The 21181-nt window shown below is 63.6% G+C and carries 12 protein-coding genes; 1 reads left to right on the forward strand and 11 read right to left on the reverse strand.

Annotated elements, in window-relative coordinates; all coding sequences use genetic code 11:
• Nucleotides 1–144: 144 nt before the first annotated feature.
• The 8 genes from ACSQ8Y_RS10360 to ACSQ8Y_RS10395 all read right to left on the reverse strand — a co-directional run bounded on the left by ACSQ8Y_RS10360 (nucleotide 145) and on the right by ACSQ8Y_RS10395 (nucleotide 11975).
• Nucleotides 145–2730: a bifunctional aconitate hydratase 2/2-methylisocitrate dehydratase gene (locus ACSQ8Y_RS10360; protein WP_436266372.1), complete on the reverse strand. Its 2586-nt coding sequence runs from the start codon at nucleotides 2728–2730 to the stop codon at nucleotides 145–147.
• 148 nt (nucleotides 2731–2878) lie between these two features.
• Nucleotides 2879–3328 carry a hypothetical protein gene (locus ACSQ8Y_RS10365; RefSeq protein WP_436266373.1) on the reverse strand — a complete coding sequence of 150 codons (450 nt, stop codon included), beginning with the start codon at nucleotides 3326–3328 and terminating at the stop codon, nucleotides 2879–2881.
• Entirely contained in the window at nucleotides 3325–4131 is an 807-nt protein-coding gene (locus ACSQ8Y_RS10370; protein ID WP_436269799.1) for a thioesterase II family protein, read from the reverse strand. Before ACSQ8Y_RS10370 ends, ACSQ8Y_RS10365 begins: the two co-directional genes overlap by 4 nt.
• Complete coding sequence (locus ACSQ8Y_RS10375) at nucleotides 4131–5690, reverse strand: GMC family oxidoreductase (protein WP_436266375.1); 1560 nt, start codon at nucleotides 5688–5690, stop codon at nucleotides 4131–4133. The genes ACSQ8Y_RS10370 and ACSQ8Y_RS10375 overlap by 1 nt, the downstream gene beginning before the upstream one ends.
• A 10-nt stretch (nucleotides 5691–5700) precedes the next feature.
• Nucleotides 5701–10338 (reverse strand): amino acid adenylation domain-containing protein, encoded by a 4638-nt coding sequence (locus ACSQ8Y_RS10380; protein WP_436266376.1) that lies wholly within the window; start codon nucleotides 10336–10338, stop codon nucleotides 5701–5703.
• Between the two features lie 682 nt (nucleotides 10339–11020).
• The gene (locus ACSQ8Y_RS10385) at nucleotides 11021–11380 is read right to left on the reverse strand and encodes a HepT-like ribonuclease domain-containing protein (RefSeq protein WP_436266377.1); all 360 of its coding nucleotides are present in this window, start codon (nucleotides 11378–11380) and stop codon (nucleotides 11021–11023) included.
• Nucleotides 11377–11667: a nucleotidyltransferase family protein gene (locus ACSQ8Y_RS10390; protein ID WP_436266378.1), complete on the reverse strand. Its 291-nt coding sequence runs from the start codon at nucleotides 11665–11667 to the stop codon at nucleotides 11377–11379. The genes ACSQ8Y_RS10385 and ACSQ8Y_RS10390 overlap by 4 nt, the downstream gene beginning before the upstream one ends.
• A gap of 149 nt (nucleotides 11668–11816) precedes the next feature.
• Complete coding sequence (locus ACSQ8Y_RS10395; protein ID WP_436266379.1) at nucleotides 11817–11975, reverse strand: hypothetical protein; 159 nt, start codon at nucleotides 11973–11975, stop codon at nucleotides 11817–11819.
• A 206-nt stretch (nucleotides 11976–12181) separates the two neighbouring features.
• Here ACSQ8Y_RS10395 and ACSQ8Y_RS10400 point away from each other — a divergent pair, with 206 nt between their 5' ends.
• Complete coding sequence (locus ACSQ8Y_RS10400; protein ID WP_436266380.1) at nucleotides 12182–12883, forward strand: GntR family transcriptional regulator; 702 nt, start codon at nucleotides 12182–12184, stop codon at nucleotides 12881–12883.
• Nucleotides 12884–13011: 128 nt separating this feature from the next.
• Here the strand turns inward: ACSQ8Y_RS10400 and ACSQ8Y_RS10405 are convergent, their stop codons facing one another.
• The 3 genes from ACSQ8Y_RS10405 to ACSQ8Y_RS10415 all read right to left on the reverse strand — a co-directional run bounded on the left by ACSQ8Y_RS10405 (nucleotide 13012) and on the right by ACSQ8Y_RS10415 (nucleotide 20992).
• Nucleotides 13012–13656 (reverse strand): NF038129 family PEP-CTERM protein, encoded by a 645-nt coding sequence (locus tag ACSQ8Y_RS10405; RefSeq protein ID WP_436266381.1) that lies wholly within the window; start codon nucleotides 13654–13656, stop codon nucleotides 13012–13014.
• Nucleotides 13657–13667: 11 nt separating this feature from the next.
• Nucleotides 13668–18677 carry an OmpL47-type beta-barrel domain-containing protein gene (locus ACSQ8Y_RS10410; protein WP_436266382.1) on the reverse strand — a complete coding sequence of 1670 codons (5010 nt, stop codon included), beginning with the start codon at nucleotides 18675–18677 and terminating at the stop codon, nucleotides 13668–13670.
• A 101-nt stretch (nucleotides 18678–18778) separates the two neighbouring features.
• Nucleotides 18779–20992: a LamG-like jellyroll fold domain-containing protein gene (locus ACSQ8Y_RS10415; protein WP_436266383.1), complete on the reverse strand. Its 2214-nt coding sequence runs from the start codon at nucleotides 20990–20992 to the stop codon at nucleotides 18779–18781.
• Between the last annotated feature and the right edge of the window lie 189 nt (nucleotides 20993–21181).

The following is a 21181-nucleotide window of genomic DNA, read 5'->3' on the forward strand; positions in this document are numbered from 1 at the left end:
GCAGTTTTCTTCTTATGGCTTTCAGCCCATTGATGAAGCTGCATCCGCAAAACAAAAAGCCCTGCAAAAGCAGGGCCTAGTGTCATACATGTGACGGCTCAAGCAGGGCCCACCGAAGTGATGCCCTGTTCACGAGCGCCGGCGTCAGACTTGCACGGAATCGGCCACGTCGCTGAATTCCGCGATCTTGTCGAAGTTCATATAACGGTAGATGTCGTCCGAATTCTCCGCGAGCACGCCGGTATGCGCCATGTACTCGGCCTTGGTCGGGATGCGGCCCAGGGCCGAGCACACCGCCGCCAGCTCGGCCGAACCGAGGTAGACATTGGTGTCGATGCCGAGACGGTTCGGGAAGTTACGGGTCGACGTCGACATCACGGTGGCGCCCTTGCGGATTTGCGCCTGGTTGCCCATGCACAGCGAGCAGCCCGGCATTTCCATGCGCGCGCCGGTGCGGCCCAGGGTGCCGTAATGGCCTTCCGAGGTCAGCACTTGCGCGTCCATCTTGGTCGGCGGCGCGATCCACAGGCGGACCGGGATGTCGGACTTGCCTTCCAGCACTTTGGAAGCGGCGCGGAAGTGGCCGATGTTGGTCATGCAGGAGCCAACGAACACGTCGTCGATCTTGGCGCCGGCCACTTCGGCCAGGGTCTTCACGTCGTCCGGATCGTTCGGGCAGGCCACGATAGGCTCGTGGATGTCGGCCAGGTCGATTTCGATGACGGCAGCGTACTCGGCGTCCGCGTCCGGCGACAGCAGCTCAGGCTTGGCCAGCCAGGCTTCCATGGCCTTGATGCGGCGCTCCAGGGTGCGCTTGTCCAGGTAGCCGGTGGCGATCATCCACTTCATCAGCGTGATGTTCGAGTTCATGTACTCGATGATAGGTTCCTTATCCAGGTGCACCGTGCAGCCGGCGGCCGAGCGCTCGGCCGAGGCGTCGGACAGCTCGAAAGCCTGCTCGACCTTCAGCTTGGGCAAGCCCTCGATTTCCAGGATGCGGCCGGAGAAGATGTTCTTCTTGCCCTTTTTGTCCACCGTCAGCATGCCCTGGCGGATCGCGTACAGCGGGATCGCGTTGACCAGGTCGCGCAGGGTCACGCCAGGCTGCATCGTGCCCTTGAAGCGCACCAGCACCGATTCCGGCATGTCCAGCGGCATCACGCCGGTGGCGGCGGCAAACGCCACCAGGCCGGAGCCGGCCGGGAAGGAAATGCCGATCGGGAAGCGGGTGTGCGAATCGCCGCCGGTGCCCACGGTGTCCGGCAGCAGCAGGCGGTTCAGCCAGGAGTGGATCACGCCGTCGCCCGGGCGCAGTGCCACGCCGCCGCGGTTTTCGATGAAGGCAGGCAGTTCGCGGTGCGTCTTGACGTCCACCACTTTCGGGTAGGCGGCGGTGTGGCAGAACGACTGCATCACCAGGTCGGCCGAGAAGCCCAGGCAAGCCAGGTCCTTCAGCTCGTCGCGGGTCATCGGGCCGGTGGTGTCCTGGGAGCCGACGGTGGTCATCTTCGGTTCGCAATACGTGCCCGGGCGCATGCCCTTACCTTCCGGCAGGCCGCAGGCGCGGCCGACCATCTTCTGTGCCAGCGAGAAGCCGCGGCCGGTGTCGACCGGGTTCTGCGGCAGGCGGAACAGGTCCGACGGCGCCAGGCCCAGCGCTTCACGCGCCTTGGACGTCAGGCCGCGGCCGACGATCAGCGGAATGCGGCCGCCGGCGCGTACTTCGTCGAACAGCACTTCAGATTTGACCTTGAACTCGGCGATCACAACGCCGTTCTTCAACGCCTTGCCTTCATACGGACGCAGTTCGACCACATCGCCCATTTCCATCTGCGTCACATCGAGTTCGATCGGCAGCGCGCCGGCGTCTTCCATGGTGTTGTAGAAGATCGGAGCGATCTTGGTGCCCAGGCACACGCCGCCGAAACGCTTGTTCGGGATGAAAGGAATGTCTTCGCCGGTGAACCACAGCACCGAATTGGTGGCGGACTTGCGGGAAGAGCCGGTGCCGACCACGTCGCCAACGTAGGCAACCAGGTGGCCCTTGGCTTTCAGCGCTTCGATCTGCTTGAGCGGACCGATCTGGCCTGGCTCGTCCGGATTGATGCCGGGACGGGCGTTCTTCAGCATGGCCAGCGCGTGCAGCGGGATGTCGGGACGGGTGGTGGCGTCCGGCGCGGGCGACAGGTCGTCGGTATTGGTTTCGCCGGAGACCTTGAATACGGTCAGGGTCAGGCTTTGCGGCACTTCAGGACGCGAGGTGAACCACTCGGCGTCGGCCCACGATTGCAGCACGCCCTGGGCGCTGACGCTGCCCTTGTCGGCCAGTTCCTTGACGTCGTGGAAGTAGTCGAACATCAGCAGGGTCTTCTTCAGGCCTTCGGCCGCGACGGCGCCGACCACCGGGTCGTCCAGCAGGTCGATCATCGGCTTGATGTTGAAGCCGCCCAGCATGGTGCCCAGCAGGCGGGTCGCGACTTCGCGCGAAATCAGCGGGCTGGATTCGCTACCTTTGGCCACGCTGGCGAGGAAGGCGCACTTGACCTTGGCGGCATCATCCACACCGGCCGGAACGCGGTAGGTGATCAGGTCAACCAGGAAGGCTTCTTCGCCGGCGGGCGGATTTTTCAGGAGTTCGACCAGTTCCGAGGTCTGGGCTGCGGAAAGCGGCAGTGCGGGAATGCCGAGGGAAGCACGTTCGGCGACGTGGTCGCGGTAGGCAGCTAGCATGAAAAACTCCTTCAGTTTTGGGTTAATAGCAGCGGACGCGGGGACGCGGCCGCCTGTTGTATGCGCTATTGTACCTCAACAACTCTTCTATAAGACATAAGACAAAGAATTGTGCTGAAATTTTCACGGCACCTGGCCGACGCGGAAGTCAGCAAGTAGATGCCCCTGGAATCACGGGCCTGTTATCGGACCGGCCCGCTTCCCTGGCCCAACGAAAGGCAAGGCAGCCCACCCAGATCGCCAGGCCATGATGCGCGAAGTCGAGCAGATGCAATATGTCGAACGCAACTGGTGAAACGATGACAGAATAGAAAGCATGAACGATCAGCGCTCCCAGCAACAGCGTCAGGCCCGCTATGGCCCAGCGGAACCAGCGTGCGCTGAACGTATAGATCAGCATCGGCACAAAGGCGTGCAGCACCAACAGTGCCGCCATCACCTTTAATCTGACACCCCCGCCTTCGCTTCCCTGCGCGCAAATCACTTCGTTCATGAACTGCGTCGCCAACATGGCGACCAAAATCAGGCACATCAGAATCCAGCCCTGCGCCACGATACTTCCGGTTGAAAACTGCTCATTGCTCTGGTCATTCATCATTCGATGCTCTCCTTTGTGTTGGCGCGCCATTCCGCGCTCCATTCTGTTAAATACTGCGCAAGCGCCTGCGGTTGCGCGGCCAGGTAGAAATGGTCGCCGCTGAACCGGTGAATTTTGCTGCTGCCGGTGCTGCGCCGCCGCCATGCCGCGACCGCATCGATCGAAACCGCGTGATCCCGGTCGCCGGCGCAGGCGAGCAAGGGGCAGGACAGCACGCTGTCCGGACTGTCCGTGCAGGTTTCCAGCACTTCGTAGTCGGCGCGCAGCACCGGCAATAGCAGCCGCATCATCTGGCTGTCTTCCAGGATGGCTGCGGGCGTGCCGCCCAGCCGGGCAAGGTTGGCGATGAACGCGTCATCGGTGGCGGTGTGCCAGTGCCTGGCGTCCGGCTTGCCGCAGCCGGGCGCGCCGTATCCGGACAGCACCAGGGCGTCGGACCCGCGCCCGGTCCTCGCTTGCAAGGCCAGCGCCATGCGATACGCCACCAGGGCGCCCATGCTATGCCCGAACAGCATCAGCGGCCGGTCCCGCAGCGCGGCGATATCGTTAAACACATGGTCGACCACCTGGTCCATGCGCAGCAGCCGGGTTTCGCCAAAGCGGTCTTCCCTCCCCGGCAACTGGACGGCGAGCAGCTCGATGTGTTCCGGCAGGCACGCAGCCAATTTGCGGTAAACGGAGGCGCCGGCGCCGCACCATGGAAAACACACCAGGCGCATCTCGGGCTGCCGGCAGGTGCCGTAGCGGCGCAGGCTGCCCCGCCGTTCCGAACCCGGCTGTTGCGCGAGCGCGGTAGCCATCATCAAGCCCATTGCCGGAATCCGGCCGCCATTTTCTCGGCCACCATGATGGTGGCGAGATGCGGCGGTGCGCTGGGCGCACTCGGCATGACCGAGGCGTCGGCGACCCATAGATTGTCGACACCGAAGACCTGCCCTTGCGGATCCACCACGGCGCCGCCCTGCGGCGATCCGCCCATCCTGGCCGACCCGCACAGATGGGCGTTCGGTCGCACGTACGCCATGATCGCGCGCTCCAGAACCGTGTCCGAGGAAAACATTCCGCCACTCCAGCCCAGCATACGCTCGAACAAGCACTGCAGTTGCGGCCGCTGCAGCAGTTCCCAAGCCAGCCGGACGCCATTCCTGAGGGGAGCCATGTCGCGCGGGTCGGAGAGATGGTTGAGCATCACCTTCGGCGCCGCATGAGGATCGGCCGAAACAAGCTGGACATAGCCACGCGAGCGGGACTTGGCCAGGCAGACGCTGAGCCCGGCGACATGCGTCAGCCCCGCGGTCGATGCACGCGAGGCGAACGCCGTGTCGAAGTCGCCGGCCATCATGCGGATATGGATATCGCTGGCATACGGCGAGGCATGGGATGAGCAGCGCAGCAGTGTCTCGTGCAGCGGCTCCCGCTCAGCGCGTACGCCGGCTTTTGCGATGCCCCAGATGCCGACGCCTGGATGGTCCATCAGGTTTCTGCCCACACCGGTCAGCGGCCGCACCACCTTGATACCGAGAGGATCGAGTATGGCGGGGTCGCCTATGCCCGAGCGCATCAGCAGCGTCGGCGTGTTGATCGCGCCGGCACAGAGCACGATCCGGTCCGCATGGATAACGTAGCGCCGCCCGTGCGCTTCCACCTCGATTCCCTTGCAGCGCGCTTCGTCTTCCCAGATAAGCCGGCACGCATGCGCGTCTGTCAGGATGCGCAGGTTTTCTCGTGCGCGTGCGGCGGCAAGATAGGTCATTGCAGACGACATGCGCACGCCATCGACGGCGTTCTTGGGTATCATGCCGATGCCCGGCAAGTCCGGATTGTTGTGGTCGTCGCTTTCAGGGAAGCCATGCGCCACGCACGCATCCACCAGGGCACTGTGCAAGCGTGTCAGATTCTCCTTTTTCTCGCGCCGGATCGGTACCGGTCCGCCCGTCCCGTGCAAATTCCCCGGCGCGGCCGGGTCGTCTTCCAGCGCCCGGAAAAATGGCAAGACGTGCTGCCACGACCAGCCCGGCCCGCATTCCTGCGCCCAGTCGTCGTAGTCGGAAGGCATACCCCGCAAGGCCTGCACCGTGTTGACGGCGGAAGACCCGCCCAGCACTTTGCCGGCTTCATAGTCCCAGGTGCCAGCCGTCGCGCCGTCGCCCTTGATAAAGGCCTTGATCTTCCAGTTGAGACCGGGCCTGACCGCCGGATAATTGGCGTCGCGCACCGCCAGCCGTGCCTCCTGCGTTGCCGGCTCGGCCGGGCCGGCTTCCAGCAGCAAGACCTTGCGCTGTCCACCCTCGCTCAAACGGCTGGCGACCACGGCGCCGGCGGCACCGGCGCCGACCACGATAACGTCGTAAAAATCGTCCATATCGGCTTCCTTATCCGGTTTGCACTGGCAACCAGCCGGCATGGAGGCGGACAGCGCGCCAGTAGTCCGGCGGGGTGAGTTGGGCCAACCTCGGCGCATAGCCATGTCCGTCGTCCAGGTAGCGGGTGTGGAATTCATGGCCGCTGAACATATTGTCCACCGCCATGCCCACCGACCTGTGGCTGAACAGCAGCTTGATCAGCGCTTCCTCGTGGTGCGACAAACCGTCAACGTGCAGTGCGCAACGCGCCTTCCACTCGTCGAGCGACACCAGCGGCGCTGCCTTCCCCTCCAGCAGCACGGTCAGCAAATCCTTGAAATTGAGCGGGTCGCGGTTCTCGACATGCACGATGCCGCTGTGATTCCCGGGGCTCAGCGTATCGTCGACGATCAGCCGGCACAGCACATCCACCGGCAGGCCGGGCAGCCGCGAGTCGGTCCAGTCGGGCACGACACCGACCCGGCAGGCAACCTTGAGAACGGTGTTGTAGGTATCGTTCGGCTTATGCAGGCTGGTGCGTGCCGCCGGCAAGGCGTGCGAACTGCGGTAGATGCGCACCGGCAGGCCGCGCGCCGCGGCTGCCAGCAGCACCTGCTCCGCCGCCCATTTCGACTGCGCATACGCGCTCAACAAACCGTGCGGATGCTCCTGGCCGCGCTCTTCCTGGAAGACGGCCAGTTGGCCATCGAGATGGCGGCGGCATACCGTCATCGGCGACATGGCGTACACCGGCTTGACGTGATGCTCACTTGCCAGACGAACGATACTGCCTAGCGGCTGCACATTGCTGCGGCTCAGCGTGACGTAGTTGGCCGTCACATTCAACGATGCGCCGAAGTGGTGGATCGCATCGACCGAGGCGGCCAGCCCTTGCCATGCAACGCCGTCAAGCCCCAGCGCCGGCGCCGTGAGATCGCCGCACACGGCCTCGATGCGGGCCAGCTGCGCGGCATCGGGCGCGATGCCGCATCGGCCCAGTTGCTCAAGCACGCGCTCACGCGCATGTTCCCTATCGTTCGCGCGGACCAGGCAGTACACCATGGCGGATGTCTGCGCCAGCAGTTCCGCCAGCGCGTGGCATCCGATCCAGCCTGTGGCGCCGGTTAGCAGCACGGCGCGCGGCTGGGCGCGCCGCATGCCGGCCGGGACGTCGAATCGCAGCGCAGCGAATCCGTCCACCGCGCGCTGTACATCGTCCTGCACCGCGACAGGATCGGCCAAGGTCAGTTCGGCCATGCCCAAGACGGCGGATGCCGCGCCCGCGCCGCCGCTGTGCGCGGCAATCTTCGCGTCGTACGCTGTGGCCAGCGATTCGATCGTGAGGTTTTCAAAGAGTTCGTGCATTTCCAGCACCACCGGAAGGGCCGCGTTAAGTTCGCGCATGAGATGGGTGGCCATCACCGAATCGCCGCCCAGCTCGAAGAAGTTGTCGGTGATGCCCATCTCCGTGCCGGCGAAAACACGCGACCACGCATCGAACATGGCGCGCTCGGTGGGCGTGCGCGGCAACATGCGCGAGCCGGCGGCGCACTGCTCCTCCTCGGGCACGGGCGGCAGCGCGCGCAGATCCACCTTGCCGTTCGCCGACACCGGAATGCGGTCGATCACCATCACATGGCGCGGCACCATGTAGTCGGGCAGGCGCTCGCTCATGTGCTGGCGCAGCTCCGCGATGCCGGATGGCTGCGCGCAATCACGATGGAACTCGGCATAAGCGGCCAGTTGGCGGCGTTCGGGCGACACACCGGTGGGGACGACCAGCGCCTGCCGGACGGACGGGTGCTGGCGCAGCACCGCCTCGATCTCGCCCAGTTCCACGCGATGGCCCCGGATCTTGACCTGGCCGTCGTCGCGCCCGAGGATGACGATATTGCCGTCCGGCGCATAGCGTCCCAGATCGCCGGTGTCGTACAAGCGCTCCCCGGTCTGCGGATGGGTGATGAAACGCGCATCGGTCTTGGCGGCATCGCGCCAGTAGCCGATGGCCAGGCCGATGCCGCCTATGTAGATGCGCCCCTTCACATGGTCCGGGCAAGCCCTGAAGGCCTGGTCGTACACCCACACGGTCTGGTTCGGCAACGCCGCGCCGTAGGGGATGCTGGCCCACGCCGGGTCCACTTCCCGCACCGGATGGTAAATCGACCAGATCGACGCTTCCGTCGCCCCGCCCAGGCTGACCACCTGCGCCCCGGTGTAATGGCGGCGCAAACGGTCGGGCAGGTCGAGCGGGATGAAGTCGCCGCTCAGCAGCACGGTGCGCAGCGGCGCCTCCTGCACCTCGCCCGCCGCCAGGCTGTCCGTCAGCATGCGCATGAGTTGCGGTGCGGAGTTCCACAGCGTGACACGGTGCCGCGCCAGCAGTTCGCGCCAGTGGACCGGGTCGTGCCCCTTGCGATAGTCGGGCAGCACCAGCGCGCCGCCCGCCGCCAGCAGGCCGAAGATGTCGTACACCGACAGGTCGAAGCTCAGCGACGAGACGGCCAGCACGCGGTCCTGCGCGCCGACCCCATACATGCGGTTGATATGCGCGATCGTGTTGACGGCGCCGCGATGGTCTGTCACCACGCCCTTGGGCACGCCGGTCGTCCCCGAAGTGAAAATGACGTAGGCCGCCTCGTCGAGCGGCGCTTGCAGGGAACGGGCATGCGCCGCGCCGTAGACGCCCCTGGCGCCGGCCCGGACCGCGTGGATACGCCATGCGCCGGTATCGAGCTCACCGCCCACAGCATCCGGCTGCGCCAGGACGTGTTCGACCTCGCCGATGCGCAACAGCTCCAGCCGGCGTTGCGCCGGCAGATCCGCGTCGACCGGCATATAGGCGCCGCCGGCCAGCAGCGTGCCGAGCACCGCGACCACCTGCTCCCAGCCCTTGCGCATCACGACGGCCACCGGCTGGCCGGCGCGCACGCCCGATTGCAGCAGCCAGTCGGCGACGGCCGCGCTTTCCGCCAGCAATTCGCCATAGCTCATGCTGCGGTCGGGCGACAGGACGGCGGCGGCTTGCGGCTGCAACTGCGCCTGCTCGACGAAGCCCGCGTGCAGGCGTTGCCGAGGCAGTGCCGCTTGCGTGCGGCTGGCGGCCTCGCGGCGCTGCTCCATGGCGGCGGGCAGCGCCACGCGGGCCCTGCTGTCACGGCTGTCCCACAGCGTGTCGTCGCCGGCTAGGCCTTCGACCAGCGTGCGGTAGGCGTCGAACATGGCGTCCAGCACGCCGTCCTCGAAGACCGCGTCGGCGGCATCCCAGATGAGCACGAGGTCGCCGTTCAGTTCCATCACATGGTGGTCCAGCCAGACCTGCGACGTCTGGCTGATGCTGTAGACCTTCTTGCCGAACTGTTCCAGGTCGCCCGGCTCCTCGCCGCCGCTCCAGATCAGGCCGCTTGAAAAGACCACCGGCATGGCAGCCTGCAAGCCCAGGCCGCGCCGCCGGGTCCATTCCCGCATCACGCTCACGCCGCTCACTTCGCGATGGTCCAGATCGGCCAGGAACTGTTGCTGCAGGCGGAGCGCCCGCTCCAGGAAGGTCGCGCCGCTGTCGCACAGGTCCACTTCCTGCAGCAGCAGCGAGGTGAAGTCGCCCAGCAGGCTATTGACCTGCTCATGCACCGGCAAGCGGTTCGACACCGTCACGTTGAGCGTGAAATGCGGCGTCGCGCTCCAGCGCGCCAGGACTTCCGCATAGCAAGCGAGCAGCAGGCCGGACGGGGTCAGGCCCCTGGCGCGGGCAGCGGCGCGCAAGCGCTCCCAGCGCGGCCGCTCCAGGCGCGCCTCGCGGCGGCTGAAACGGGGCGACCGGCGCGCGGACGGATCGGCGCGCAGCGGCAATTCGGGCGCGGCGGGCAAGGTGTCCACCCGCGCCATCCAGTAGGCGTGCGCACGCTGGTGCGCCGGCGTGCCCTGGATCTGCTGTTCGGCCAGCACGTAATCGCGGAAGGAAATCTCGAGCGCCGGTCGCGTGGCGTGTGGGTTGTCGTACAGGGCGTGCCATTCCTTGAAGAACAGGAAGATGCTCCATGCATCGAGGATCAGCAGGTCCAAGCTGACATGCAGACGCACGCGCGCGGCCGGCAGCAGCGTCGCACGCACCTCGAACAGCGGCCAGCGGTCCGCCTGCAGCACCTGGTGCGAGAGCGCGTCGCGCGCGGCGAGCACCGCCCGTTCCGCCGCCTCGGGCGAGGCGCCGGATACGTCGGTGGCGGCGATGCGGTAGCGCGGCACCACCGGCAAGATGCGCTGCATGCCGTCGCCGCCGACCACGGCGCGCAGCATGTCATGGCGCTCGATCATGCGGCACAAGGCATCGTTGAGACGTTCGATATCGAGCGCCGCGCCATCGAGTTCGACATACAGATGGGTGGCCACGCTGCCCATTTCCATGGCGCTGTCGCGGCCGAGCCAATAGGCGTGCTGCAGCTCGGTCAGCGCAAACGGCTCGGCCCGCCCGGCCGCGTCGGGCGCCAGCTGCGGCAGCGGATTTTCCGCTATGCCGCTGGACCGCAGCAGAGGCAGGATGGCTTGCTTGTGCTCCCGCAGCAACTGCCGCAGCTCGCCGGTCAACGCACCCTGCGGGGCGTTGACGCGCAATTCGTCCCCTTCGAGCCGGAGCTTGATGCCCAGTCTATTCAATTCAAGCAGCAGAGCTTGCATATGTTCTCCCATAGTTATTATTTTTCGGTGTCGGGGATGTCTCTGGCCGTGCATGGCGCGCACCCCTCCCCCGTGGCTTGAAGCCCCGTATTTCCGCGATGAGCGGCGTGTTCCGGCGAACGCCCCCACTGGGCATGACGTGGCATTGCGCACGGAGAGCTACTGTGATTGAGTCACTTCCCTGGCAGCAAACTCGCAAGGAGTCGCGAATGGCCCGGAAATCGGTGTACTGCTCAGCGAAGGCTGAGGTCGATGGATGGTGTGGCCGGCATGTCTATCCTTTATTTTTTATAGGTGCCTAAATGACAAGGTGCCCAAATTGTAGGTAGCTAAGCGCTGCGCCACAATCACTAAGACTACGTAGATCATGTAAGTATAAATACTGATAGACCGGCATGACATTACGTGCTGATGATTGATCGTCCCACGGCTTTTTCTCTACAACAAACCGTATGCAAAATACGCAAGGGGACTGCGAACCGGCCCCCATCGCTCAGGAAGGAAAAATGGCATCGATACTATTGGCGCATGAAAAAGCCTGAACAGTTTGAATCGACGAGACTCCACGTACTGAACATGCTGGCCAAGCAGCCTCGGCGCTGGGTCGCATCGCGCAGGTCGACGACCTGATCCGTTTCAGACGGCCACGCGTGCGCTGTGGGGGCAACGCCGCAGCCGCAACTCATTCAATGTCCGAAATGACATCTTGCACCTGGCTGTACAGTACCGGAAGATCCGCTTGAATCGTCTTCCAAACAATCTCGTAATCCACCTTGAAATAGCCATGCGCAACCGCATTCCTCATCTGGTAGACGAACGCCAGCGGCAACTCGGAGTGTTGTGCCGCGAACTCCGGATAGTGCTTTTGAGTGTTGTTGCTAGCCTCGCCAAGGATCTCCAAGTTGCGGATCACTGCATCCTGGACCAGTTCATTTTGCAGGAAGGCAACTTCGTCCAAGTCTTCAGTGTAGCGGGTGATGCGTTCGATTGCCTGCAGCATGTGCGCCAAGTAGTCGATCAAACGCTGCTTGTCCTTGCTCATACAGGAACTGCTTCTGCGAGAACGGTTTCCCGGAATTTCTCCGGCAGAGCCTTTGGTGTCAGCACATCAACTGGCACCCCCAGTAGCTCAAGAAGTTCATGGCGGATTGCACCGATATCGAACAGAGTGGTTTCCGACGTCGGATCAACGAGCAAGTCCAGGTCGCTATCTTCAGTGTCGCTACCTTGAAGCACGGATCCGAACACCCTCGGGTTGCAGGCACGATGCTCCTCTACGATCCTGCGGATCGCATCACGATGTGCTTGGAACAAGATTGATGGTTTCATTTGAATAAGCGTGCTTAGATCGGCGCTACTGCAAAGCATTGTAACAGCGAGCGATGCCGCATCTCAGTTTCCAGCCGATCTACGCGCGCTCCGGTTCCGGCGCGACGTTGAGCCGTGCCTGTGCGTGCTCAACGCCGTCCGCGCACGGATCAAGCCGGGTCCTCGATGGTGTTGAACTTGTCCTCGCCGTGGTTGATCTCCGTCTTGCCGCTGGCGGTGGGGTCAGCGACCCATGCTACCAGGGCCGTCTTGTCGAGCACGCGCAGCAGCGCGTCCTCGGCGTGCATGCTGGGGGGGCGAATTACCACAAATCTATTGATACCCATTAATATTTTAGTGAATCGCTTAATTGGAAATGACACCGTCTGAGGCGTGGTTATACCTGCTCCAACCTTCCGGCTGCACCGCCTTTTGCCCAGGTTTCCAGGAATTGAAAATGAGTAATGCATTAGTCGATCTCAAATATGAATTAAAATGGGCATTCGTACCACGTTGGTAGCATTTAACGATAAGCATGAGTGATCTTACATTTCCCAAACCGTTCGTTCTAGACCGCACACGTAGCGCCGCAGCGCAGGTGTTGGAATTTTTGCGAGAGAATATTGTAAATTTAACCCTCCAGCCTGCCACCCCCTTGGACCGGCAAGAGCTGGCAAGGCAATTTGATCTGTCGCAGACGCCGATACGGGACGCGCTATTGCGCCTCGAGGAAGAAGGACTGGTCGATATCTATCCGCAACGGGCCACCGTCGTGCGGCGAATCGATGTCAAATCCGCGCGAAGGGCGCACTTCCTTCGCCAAGCCATCGAGCTCGAAGTTGTGAGGGCTCTGGCGGCGTCGCCATCCGCCGAGCTTGCCTCCCGTCTCGCAGCCATACTAAGTCAGCAGGCGAATGCGCTCGAATGCTTTGACTTCCCGCGCTTCGTCTGGGCTGACCAGACTTTTCACCGAATGATGTACGAGGCTGCCGGCGTCGAGCCATTGTGGGACGTGACGCGCCGGCTGAGCGGTAATCTCAATCGCTTGAGGCATTTACATGTGCCCATGCCGGGAAAGGCCGCGAATGTCATCATCGAGCACCAGCGCATTTTGGATGCAGTGGCCAATGGGGACCTCCTCGAAGCGGAACATGCAGTGCGGTCCCACTTGACCGGCACCTTGAACCATCTGGATGAAATACGCGAACAATACTCGGATTTCCTGTTGGAAGACTAAGATGCGCGCAATGACGGGACCGCGCGCATGATGCATCCGGTTTGCTGATCGGTTGCATGGCTTTGATCCCCCATCCCTCGCGGGACGGGGGCGCTACCGGATTGTGGCTTAGGCGGCGACGCCGAGGGTCATGCCCGCGCCGCCACGTTGCTCTGGAACGACCGGCGTCGCACGCGCCGTGATACCTGCGCCATGGCGGCAAGGCCCACGGCTATCAGCAGCCAGTCGGACGGCTCGGCGAGCACCGTCACGGCTTGATCCGACACGCTTACGCCAAAGCCGCCGTCGCCTTGTACGCCATGCGTCCATCTGAAAACGGCCAGCGATCCAGTGCTCGGATTAATCGCGCCCAGCGGCGAGAAGGCTTCGTCGAAGGCCGATAGCATGAACGTCGACACGTACGTGGTCAGCGGATCGTAGTCACCGCTTAGCGTCAGGTCGAAGGCCAGCACGCCGCCGAAGTTGACGGTATGGGACAGGTAGTTCGACATGTCGTTGCGGAACGCGTAACCACCCGCCGTCGTGCTCACGCCATAGTTCAGGTCGATGCTGCCGAACCCAACCATGTTGCTGACGGCTGCGGTCGCCAGCGGCGCCGCAGCGCTGGCGCTGAGCTGCATGTCAAGGTAGCCGCTCGCCGCGCCGAAGTTGGACGTGTCGATGTTGACGTGGACCACTGTTGCCGAGGCCATGCCGCTGTTCGCCGCCAGCGCAAATGCCAGCGCCGCGCCGAACAGCAGGGACGAAAGCCTATGTCTGATATCGATGCTCATGATCGGTCTCCTTAGAAGTTGCCCATGTAAAGCGCTGGGGTGTAAGTGACCACGCTGCGGGCCGGGTTGGTGAAGGTCAGCGGTGCGCTGACGGTGGCGCCCGGGTTCAGCGGGCCGGACAACGTGACGTAAGGCGCGCCGCCGTCGATGCCGCTGGCGTTGTCCAGGGTGAGCCCCGGGGTCAGGCCGTTCAGCTTCAGTTGTAGCGGAGCGGTCAGCGCAGCGCCGGTGACGTTGGTCACCGTCACGCTGCCGACGTATTTGCCGGTGGCGCGGTTGAGCGTGGCGCCCTGCTGCGTCATCTTCACGCTGGCGCTCAGGTCCAGTGGGCCGATGTTCAAGGTCAGCGTGCGCGCCTGTTCCACATTGCCGGCCTGGTCCACGCTCCAGTAGCTCACGGTGTGGCTGCCCTTGGTGCTCAACGCGACCGCGTTGCCGGTCTGTTGCGCGCCACCGTCCACCGTGTAGTAGGTCGCGGCGACGGGCGAGCCGGCATCCGCGGCGACGGATAGGCCCAGCGCGACATCGCCCGCGTACCAGCCGCTTGCCGGCGCGGCGGGATTAGAGCTCACGCTGGTGACCGGCGCGCTGCGGTCGATGGTCACCGAGGCCGTGCGCTGCTGCTCGACGTTGCCGGCCCTGTCCACGCTCCAGTAAGTCAGCGCGTGGGTGCCTTCGGTGGTCAGCGCCACCGCGGTGCCGGTTTGCTGCGCGCCGCCGTTCACCTTGAAATATGTTGCGGCCACGCCCGAACCGCTGTCGGTGGCGCTAAAGGTGACCGTGGTGTCCTGTTTCACCGGCGCGGCTGGCGCATTGCTGGCGGTGCTAGGCGCCGTGGTGTCCGCGCCCTGCACGGTGCCGTGGAAGCGCACCTCGGACAGGTTGCCGAACCAGGCGGTGGCGTTGTAGATACGGATATAGCGGTATGGTACGCCGCCGCCGACGGGCAGGGTTTGCCACTCCGCCGTCGAAGCCGCCCCCGCCGTCAGGCTGGTCCAGTTGGAATTGTCGTTCGAACCCTGGACTACCGTGCTTTTGGCCCTGGTGTAGTACTGGTCCTGCCGCGCCGCCAGTTCCACGCCAGTCAGCGTGGCCTGATTGCCAGCCTTGAAATCGAATATGATGTAACTGCCGGTGCCGGAGTTACTGGTGCCGATGCGGAAATCCGAGCCCGTGCTCAGGTTGCCATCGAGCAGGTTGTTCACCTGTCCCAAGGTGGTTGCCGCCGGCCGGTTATAGCTGGAATCGATCAGTGTGGCGATGGCGGGGATGTTGTAAATCACATCCGATTCATCCACCAGTTTCAGCAGCGTGCCGTCCGTGGTGGCCGTGTTCGGGTAGCCATCTTTGCCGCTCTGCGTCTTGTAGTTGATGGCGAAGGTCACCGCGCCCGCCGCCGTGCCTTGCGGCAAGGCAGCGGTGGCCGTGAAGTTGATGTTGTCCGTGGTAGCCACGGCCGCCGGCACGCCCATGATGGTGGCGCTGACGTTGTTGATGGATTCCTTGGCCGTGAACGCGACCTTGACGGTGTTGCCTGGCACGATGCGGGTACGCAGCGCCTGTGCCGACGAGACCGATGCGGAAGCGATCATGTTGACGGACTCGACCGTGCCATACATCCGGACCTCAGACATATTGCCGTACCAGGCATTACCGTTGGTCACGCGGATATAGCGGTATGGCGTCGCGCTGTTGATTTTCAGCGTCTGCCAGTCCGACGAGCTGGATGCCCCGGGGGATATCGTGTCCCACGTCGCGTTGTCGTTCGAGCCTTGCACCACAGTGCCGCCGATGCGCGAGGCGTACTGGTCTTGCCGTCCGATCAGTTCGACGCGGTTCAGCGTCGCCATCCCTCCGCCCTTGAAGTCGAATTTGAGCCAGCCGCCGTTACCCGAACCGTTGAGGCGGAAATCAGTGAAGGTGCTGAGGTTGCTGTCGAGCAGTGCGTTGACCTGGCCCAGCACGTCGGCCTGGTTCCTGCCGGTCGAGTCGCTCAAGGTGGTCAGGCCGATCGGGTTGATCAGGCCGGTCTGATCGGCGAGAGTCAGGGACGACCCGTCGGTGACAAACAAGGCCGGATCGGCATCGGCACCCGCCGCCGTCTTATAGTTGATCACGAATTTGACGTTGCCGGCGGGGACGTTGGCACTGGCGGCCCAAGTGGCTGTCCAGTTCAGGTTGTCGGAGGTGGTCACTGTGGCGGGCTGCCCCTGCACCAGCACGTTGACATTGTTGATCGCCTCCCTGGATTGGAACTTCACCTTTACCGTGTTGCCGGCGACGATGCGCTGTCTCAGGCTCTGGTCTGAGCTGATGGACACGGACGAGATCTTGTTGACGGCCTCATAACGCTGACCGAAGATGCGGAATTCGCCCACTTCGAGCAGCGGGAACGTTGGCTGCACCATTTGCATTTTGAAGAAGCGGAAGCGCTGATTCTTCAGGTCTTCCTGCACCTGCAGCGTTTGCATATCGTCCGAGATGGCAGTCAGGCCCGGCGTCAGCCGGGTCCAGTTCTCGCTGTCGTTGGAACCGAACATCGCCACGCCCCCGATCCGTTCCGGGAAGCTGGCGCGCACCTGCATCTGGAAGGTCGACGCCGACGCCTTGAAGTCCGGGCCGAAATCCATGATATGGGCGAGATAGGGCGCGTAGGTGGCGGGCGCGCCCGACACCGTGTACGGCGAACCGTCCAGCAGTTTTGGCACATTCGTGCCAAAGGTGGACGAGACAAACATGTTCACGTAATTCATGCTGCCGTCGGGCATCAGTGGCGTCAGTTCCTGCAATCCCGTCACGGCCGCACTCAACGCGGCCAGCTTTTGCTGGAATTCCGTATCGCTGGCACCGGGCAGCGCAGCCACGACAGCCGCATGCGCCGCGTTGTAGGTCTCCAGCGTCGACACGACATACAGCGTATTCGGCTTATACGCGGCAAGCAGCGTGTCGACGGCGGACTGCCGGTCGCCGGCCACCACGACCTTGACGGCCTTGGTGCTTACCGTGACGCCGTCGGTCGACGTGACCACAAAGCTGTAAGTGCCGGCCTGCGTGGGCGTCCAGGAAAACGCGCCGGTGGCGCTGTCGAAGCTGGCGCCGGGCGGCAGGTTGTCGACCTGGTACATGACCGTATCGGCCGCGTTGGCGTCGGTGGCGGCAAAGCTGCGGGTGATCGCCGCACTGGAGCCAGCGTAAGTGACCAAGTTCAGCTCCGCCTCGCCGTCGGCGAACACCGGCGCGGTCAAGGTCGCGCCCTGCAGGTTGATATGGTCGATGTCGACTTGTGCGCCGCCCCCCTGCACCCTCATGAACACCGTATCGCCGAAGCTGTGGTAGACGTCCAGCGCGACGCTGATATAGCGCCACTGCCCCTGGGTATCCGGCAGCGCGAGCGTCTCGCCGAATACCTCTAGCGTGGCGACGCCGTTGGTGCGGATGCGGAATGCCACGTTCTTCGATGCGTTGCCATAGCCGACCACGGCCAGCCGGGCACCCGCCGGCGTGGTGTTGATGCGCACGAACGATACGCTTGGCGATACCCCGTCATCCTGCATCACGCTGGCGTCGCCTTCGAGCACCGTGACGCGGTCTTCCAGCTCGCGGTAGGGCTCGACGACGGGTTTCTTCAGCAATTGCCCGCCTTCGATTTCCGCTGCGGCGGGAATGAACAGCCAGTAGTCGCCGCCGCCATCGACGCCATCCCAGTTGTAACTGGTGCGCATCGAGAACATGCGGCTGAAATACGGCGCGCGCTGGCCGATATCGATGCCCTTGACGTACTTGTAGTAATAGTAGGGTTCCCACGTGCTGGAACTCAGGCGGCCCCGGTAGGCGGGGGCCAGCTCGCGGTAAACAATGGTTGGCACGCCGTTGGCGTCGGTATGCGACGCGGTCGGTACCCATGGTGTGTCGTAACCGGTCATGTAGCGGCCGAAGTATTCGGCCGCGTCCAGGATGCGGTCGTTCAGGAATTCGTAGGGACCGACCGCGTCGGGCGCGGTGGAGGCGGTGCCGACCACGGGATCGACCTTGGTGTCCTGCGCGATCAGCAGGCGCGCCAGGATGCCGGCGTTGGTGATGTCGCCACCGCCGTGGGCCTGGTCGCGGCCCATTTCAACGTGCTGCACCACCGGCGTCACGGCTTCGCCGGTGACGTCGTTTTTCTCGACCAGGCGGAACAGCGCCTTGATGGCGCCGTTCTGGCCCTGGTCCTCGGCCGTCTTGTTCACAGTGAACCATTCCACGCCCTCGTTGTAGCGGGCCCGGTTGCCGGTGAAGATATAGCCCGACATCGCGCCCAGCAGCGGATACAGGTGCTGGTTCATGAAGCGGTAGTTGGTGTGCTGGAAGGTCTCGATGACCGGGTTGATCAGGTTGGTCGAGAAATTGGCCGTGTCCTGCTCGGTCCACGCCAGCGCGGGCGTCTGGCAGCTGGTGTAGCGCAGGATTTCGGCGGCGGCGACCATGCGCGACAGCGGAATGCCGGTGTGGATGTGCGAGTCGACGAAGTAGACGTACTGGGCCGGGTCCATCTGCGCCCAGATGCGGATGATGCGCATCGCGTTCGCGCGGTAGGTCTCGTCGCCGGTGATGTAATACAGCAGCGCCTGGGTGTAGGCCTTCAGGCCGTCTGCGATGAATTTGCCATTGAATCCCTGGCTGCTGAAGGCCAGGCTGCCTGGCTTGGTGGGATCCGAGCCCTGATTGCTGGACTTGACGGTCTTCGACGCGTTGGCCGACAGCAGCATGGCGTTGAAGTGCGTGTTCCACGGTTCCTTTTCAGCCAGCACCTGGGCGCGCACGTTTTCCAGCATCTCCTTGGTCAGGCCGACGCCCGGATGCTTGAAGCCACTCGCGTCGATGGTTTCGTAAATGGCCGGCTGGTATGCGGTTGCGAGCGTCACGATGGTGTCGGCTGCCCGCGCCTGCCCCGGCGCCGACAGCAAGGTGGCGGCCATGCCCCATACCGCCAGTGCGGCGGCGATGCTTGCCGCCAGCCGTTTGCTTTGAATATTTTCCATATTTGTCTCCCCTTTTTTTAATTGCTATGTGCGGACCGACGCCATCCTGACGTGCGGCGCCTCCACTGGTGTTGTCCGCGCCTGGCGCGGTATCAGGTGCATCAACTGTTAAACAGCGCCAGCACGGCCGAGGCGCTTAGCGCGCCGCGGTAGATTCGGAACTCGTCGATCTTGCCGTTGAAGTAGGGATTGATCGCGTATTGCGAACGGCCCAGCCAGTTCTGGCTGGTGCTTTGCAGACGGAACGGCGCGTGGAACATGCCTGTGTTGCTTGCAACCGGGGCGCCGTTGATATACATGGTGCCGGTGCTGCCGGACAGCGTGATCGCCACATGCACCCATTGCCCGGTCGGCAGCGGTGCCGTGTGGTTGATGCCCTGCTCCCCCATGCCGCCGTTGACCGTGATCGCGAAGCGCGCAAAGCCGGCGTTGGTACACGGTGTTAGGAACAGGTATTGGCCAGTGCCCGAGCCGAGGTCGAAGATGCGCTCCCGGTTGCGCGACGCGTTCCAGTACACCCAGGCGGCGATCGTAAAGTCGCCGACATCGATCAGGAGGTCGGACGGCAGGCTGACGTAGCCGGCGCTGCCGTTCAGCGACACCGCACTGTTTTTCCTGCCCGTTGCCCAGCTGGCGCCGCCGACCAGCGTACCGGTGTGCCCCAGGCCCGTCGAGTCGGTGGCGGTGGCGCCGCTGCCGGCGTCGAACGCCAGGTGGGTGTGCAGCGGCACGCCCGTGACTACCAGGGCCTGGTTGGACGGCCCGGTTTCGCCGGACGGAGTGATGGCCGTGACCACGTAATAGCAATCGCCAGCGGGCGCCGTGGTGTCGGTATAGGTCAGCAAATCCGTGATGCCGGTTTGCAGCGTGGTGTACGGGCCGCCCGGCAGGCTGGCGCGTTTGACCGTGTAGCCGCTGGCATAGGCGCCGCCCCACCACGACAGGACCACGGCGCCGGCGCTGACGTAGCCGCTCAGGCCGCTGGGCGCAGCGCCGCCGGCGATCGCGTCCAGCGTGCAAGTCAGGGTGCCATAGCCGAGCTGGTCGTAGCCACCACTGTTGGGATCGTAGTAGCCACCGCCGCCCTCGGGCGTCATCTGCAGCGCGAACTTTTTAGAGTACGGCGCCGCCAGACCCTTGCGGTACACATAGTGGTTATACACCAGCGCCCAGCAGGGCCTGAGATTGCCCCGGCTGTTCAGCGAAAGAGCCGTATGATTGGGATTATCGACGTTGTTGTAGCTGACAAACGGCACCGTGTAATACGTGGTGCCCGATTCGATCAGGTTGGCCTTGGCGACATATTCCGCGCCAGCCAGGAAGCGGTTGTTGTCGTAGCCATACAGATCGACGCCCTGGTTCCAGGCCATTTCACAGAATGCGCCCATCAACGCAATGCCCAGCGTGTTGTGGCCCTGGTCGCGGCCGGATTCCTGCCACTGCCCCAGGTAACCCGGGTGCATGTAGTAGACGGCCTGCGCTGGCGCGCCGTTGCCCGCTCCGTTCTTGAAATAATCGACCGCTTCGTCGAACAGCGCGCCATCGTCGCACAGCACGCCGATCGCCACGACGGCGCACATCGCGCACAAGTCCCAGTTGGCCCAGTAGTGGGTGATGTCCGCATTGTTATGGCGGGTCAGGAAGTCGTGGCACATCGGGTAAAAGATGTTGCGCATCATGTTTTTGAAGCTGACCTGGTCCGCTGCCGCCCAGCCGCTGTAAGTCCGCATGATCTCGCCCGCATTCGCGAATTCATAACCGTAAATGCCGGAGGCCAGCAGCGCGTCACTGCCGCCGGCGATGCCGACCAGGGTGGATGACCACGCATTCATGATTTGCACGGCCTTGTCGGCGTAGACCGTCTCGCCTGAGACTTTCCAGCGCAGCGCGCAGGCATAAGCAGCCGCCACGTCGTTGTACAACTTGCTGTAGTTCTGCGCATGCACGCCGTCGTCGCCCCGGTACACCCAGGCTTGCGCCGAAGGGAAATAGGTGGTCTTCGCGTGCGAGTTGGCAGTCAGGAGGTTCCAGCTGCCCAACCACGGGCTGGTGGTGTACTTCTGCTGCATGCGCGTGAAATCGGCGGCCGTATGCAGCAGGCCGGGATGGGCGAAAGGCGTGGGCCCGCCGGCGGCGCGCGGCGCGAAAGCGGAGGCCTGCGCGGCCAGCTCGCCCGCGCCGCCGCCACAGCCGGCGAGCGCGAGCGCGCCCAGGCTGTACAGGAAACTGCGGCGTGACAGATGCTGCGCCAGCGCGGTTTCAAGTTCAACGGACGGGGCGACGATGTCATCGGCTGGGCGGGTCAACTTCTTCATCTGTGGTCTCCATAAAGGTGGGGCGACGGTTGCCGTTCAGAATCTTAAACAGCACGATGATTGTCTCACATGCACTAATATATTAGCTATAGAATTTTGGTATCGATACCAGAATTGGTGAAGGCGCCTTCATATAGGTGATTCAATTACTCGGTTGCTCTCGCCGCGGCTCCGAGAATGAACAAGGAT

Origin of the sequence: Pseudoduganella sp. LjRoot289 (genome assembly GCF_964252925.1) — a bacterium.
Lineage (GTDB): Bacteria > Pseudomonadota > Gammaproteobacteria > Burkholderiales > Burkholderiaceae_D > Rugamonas.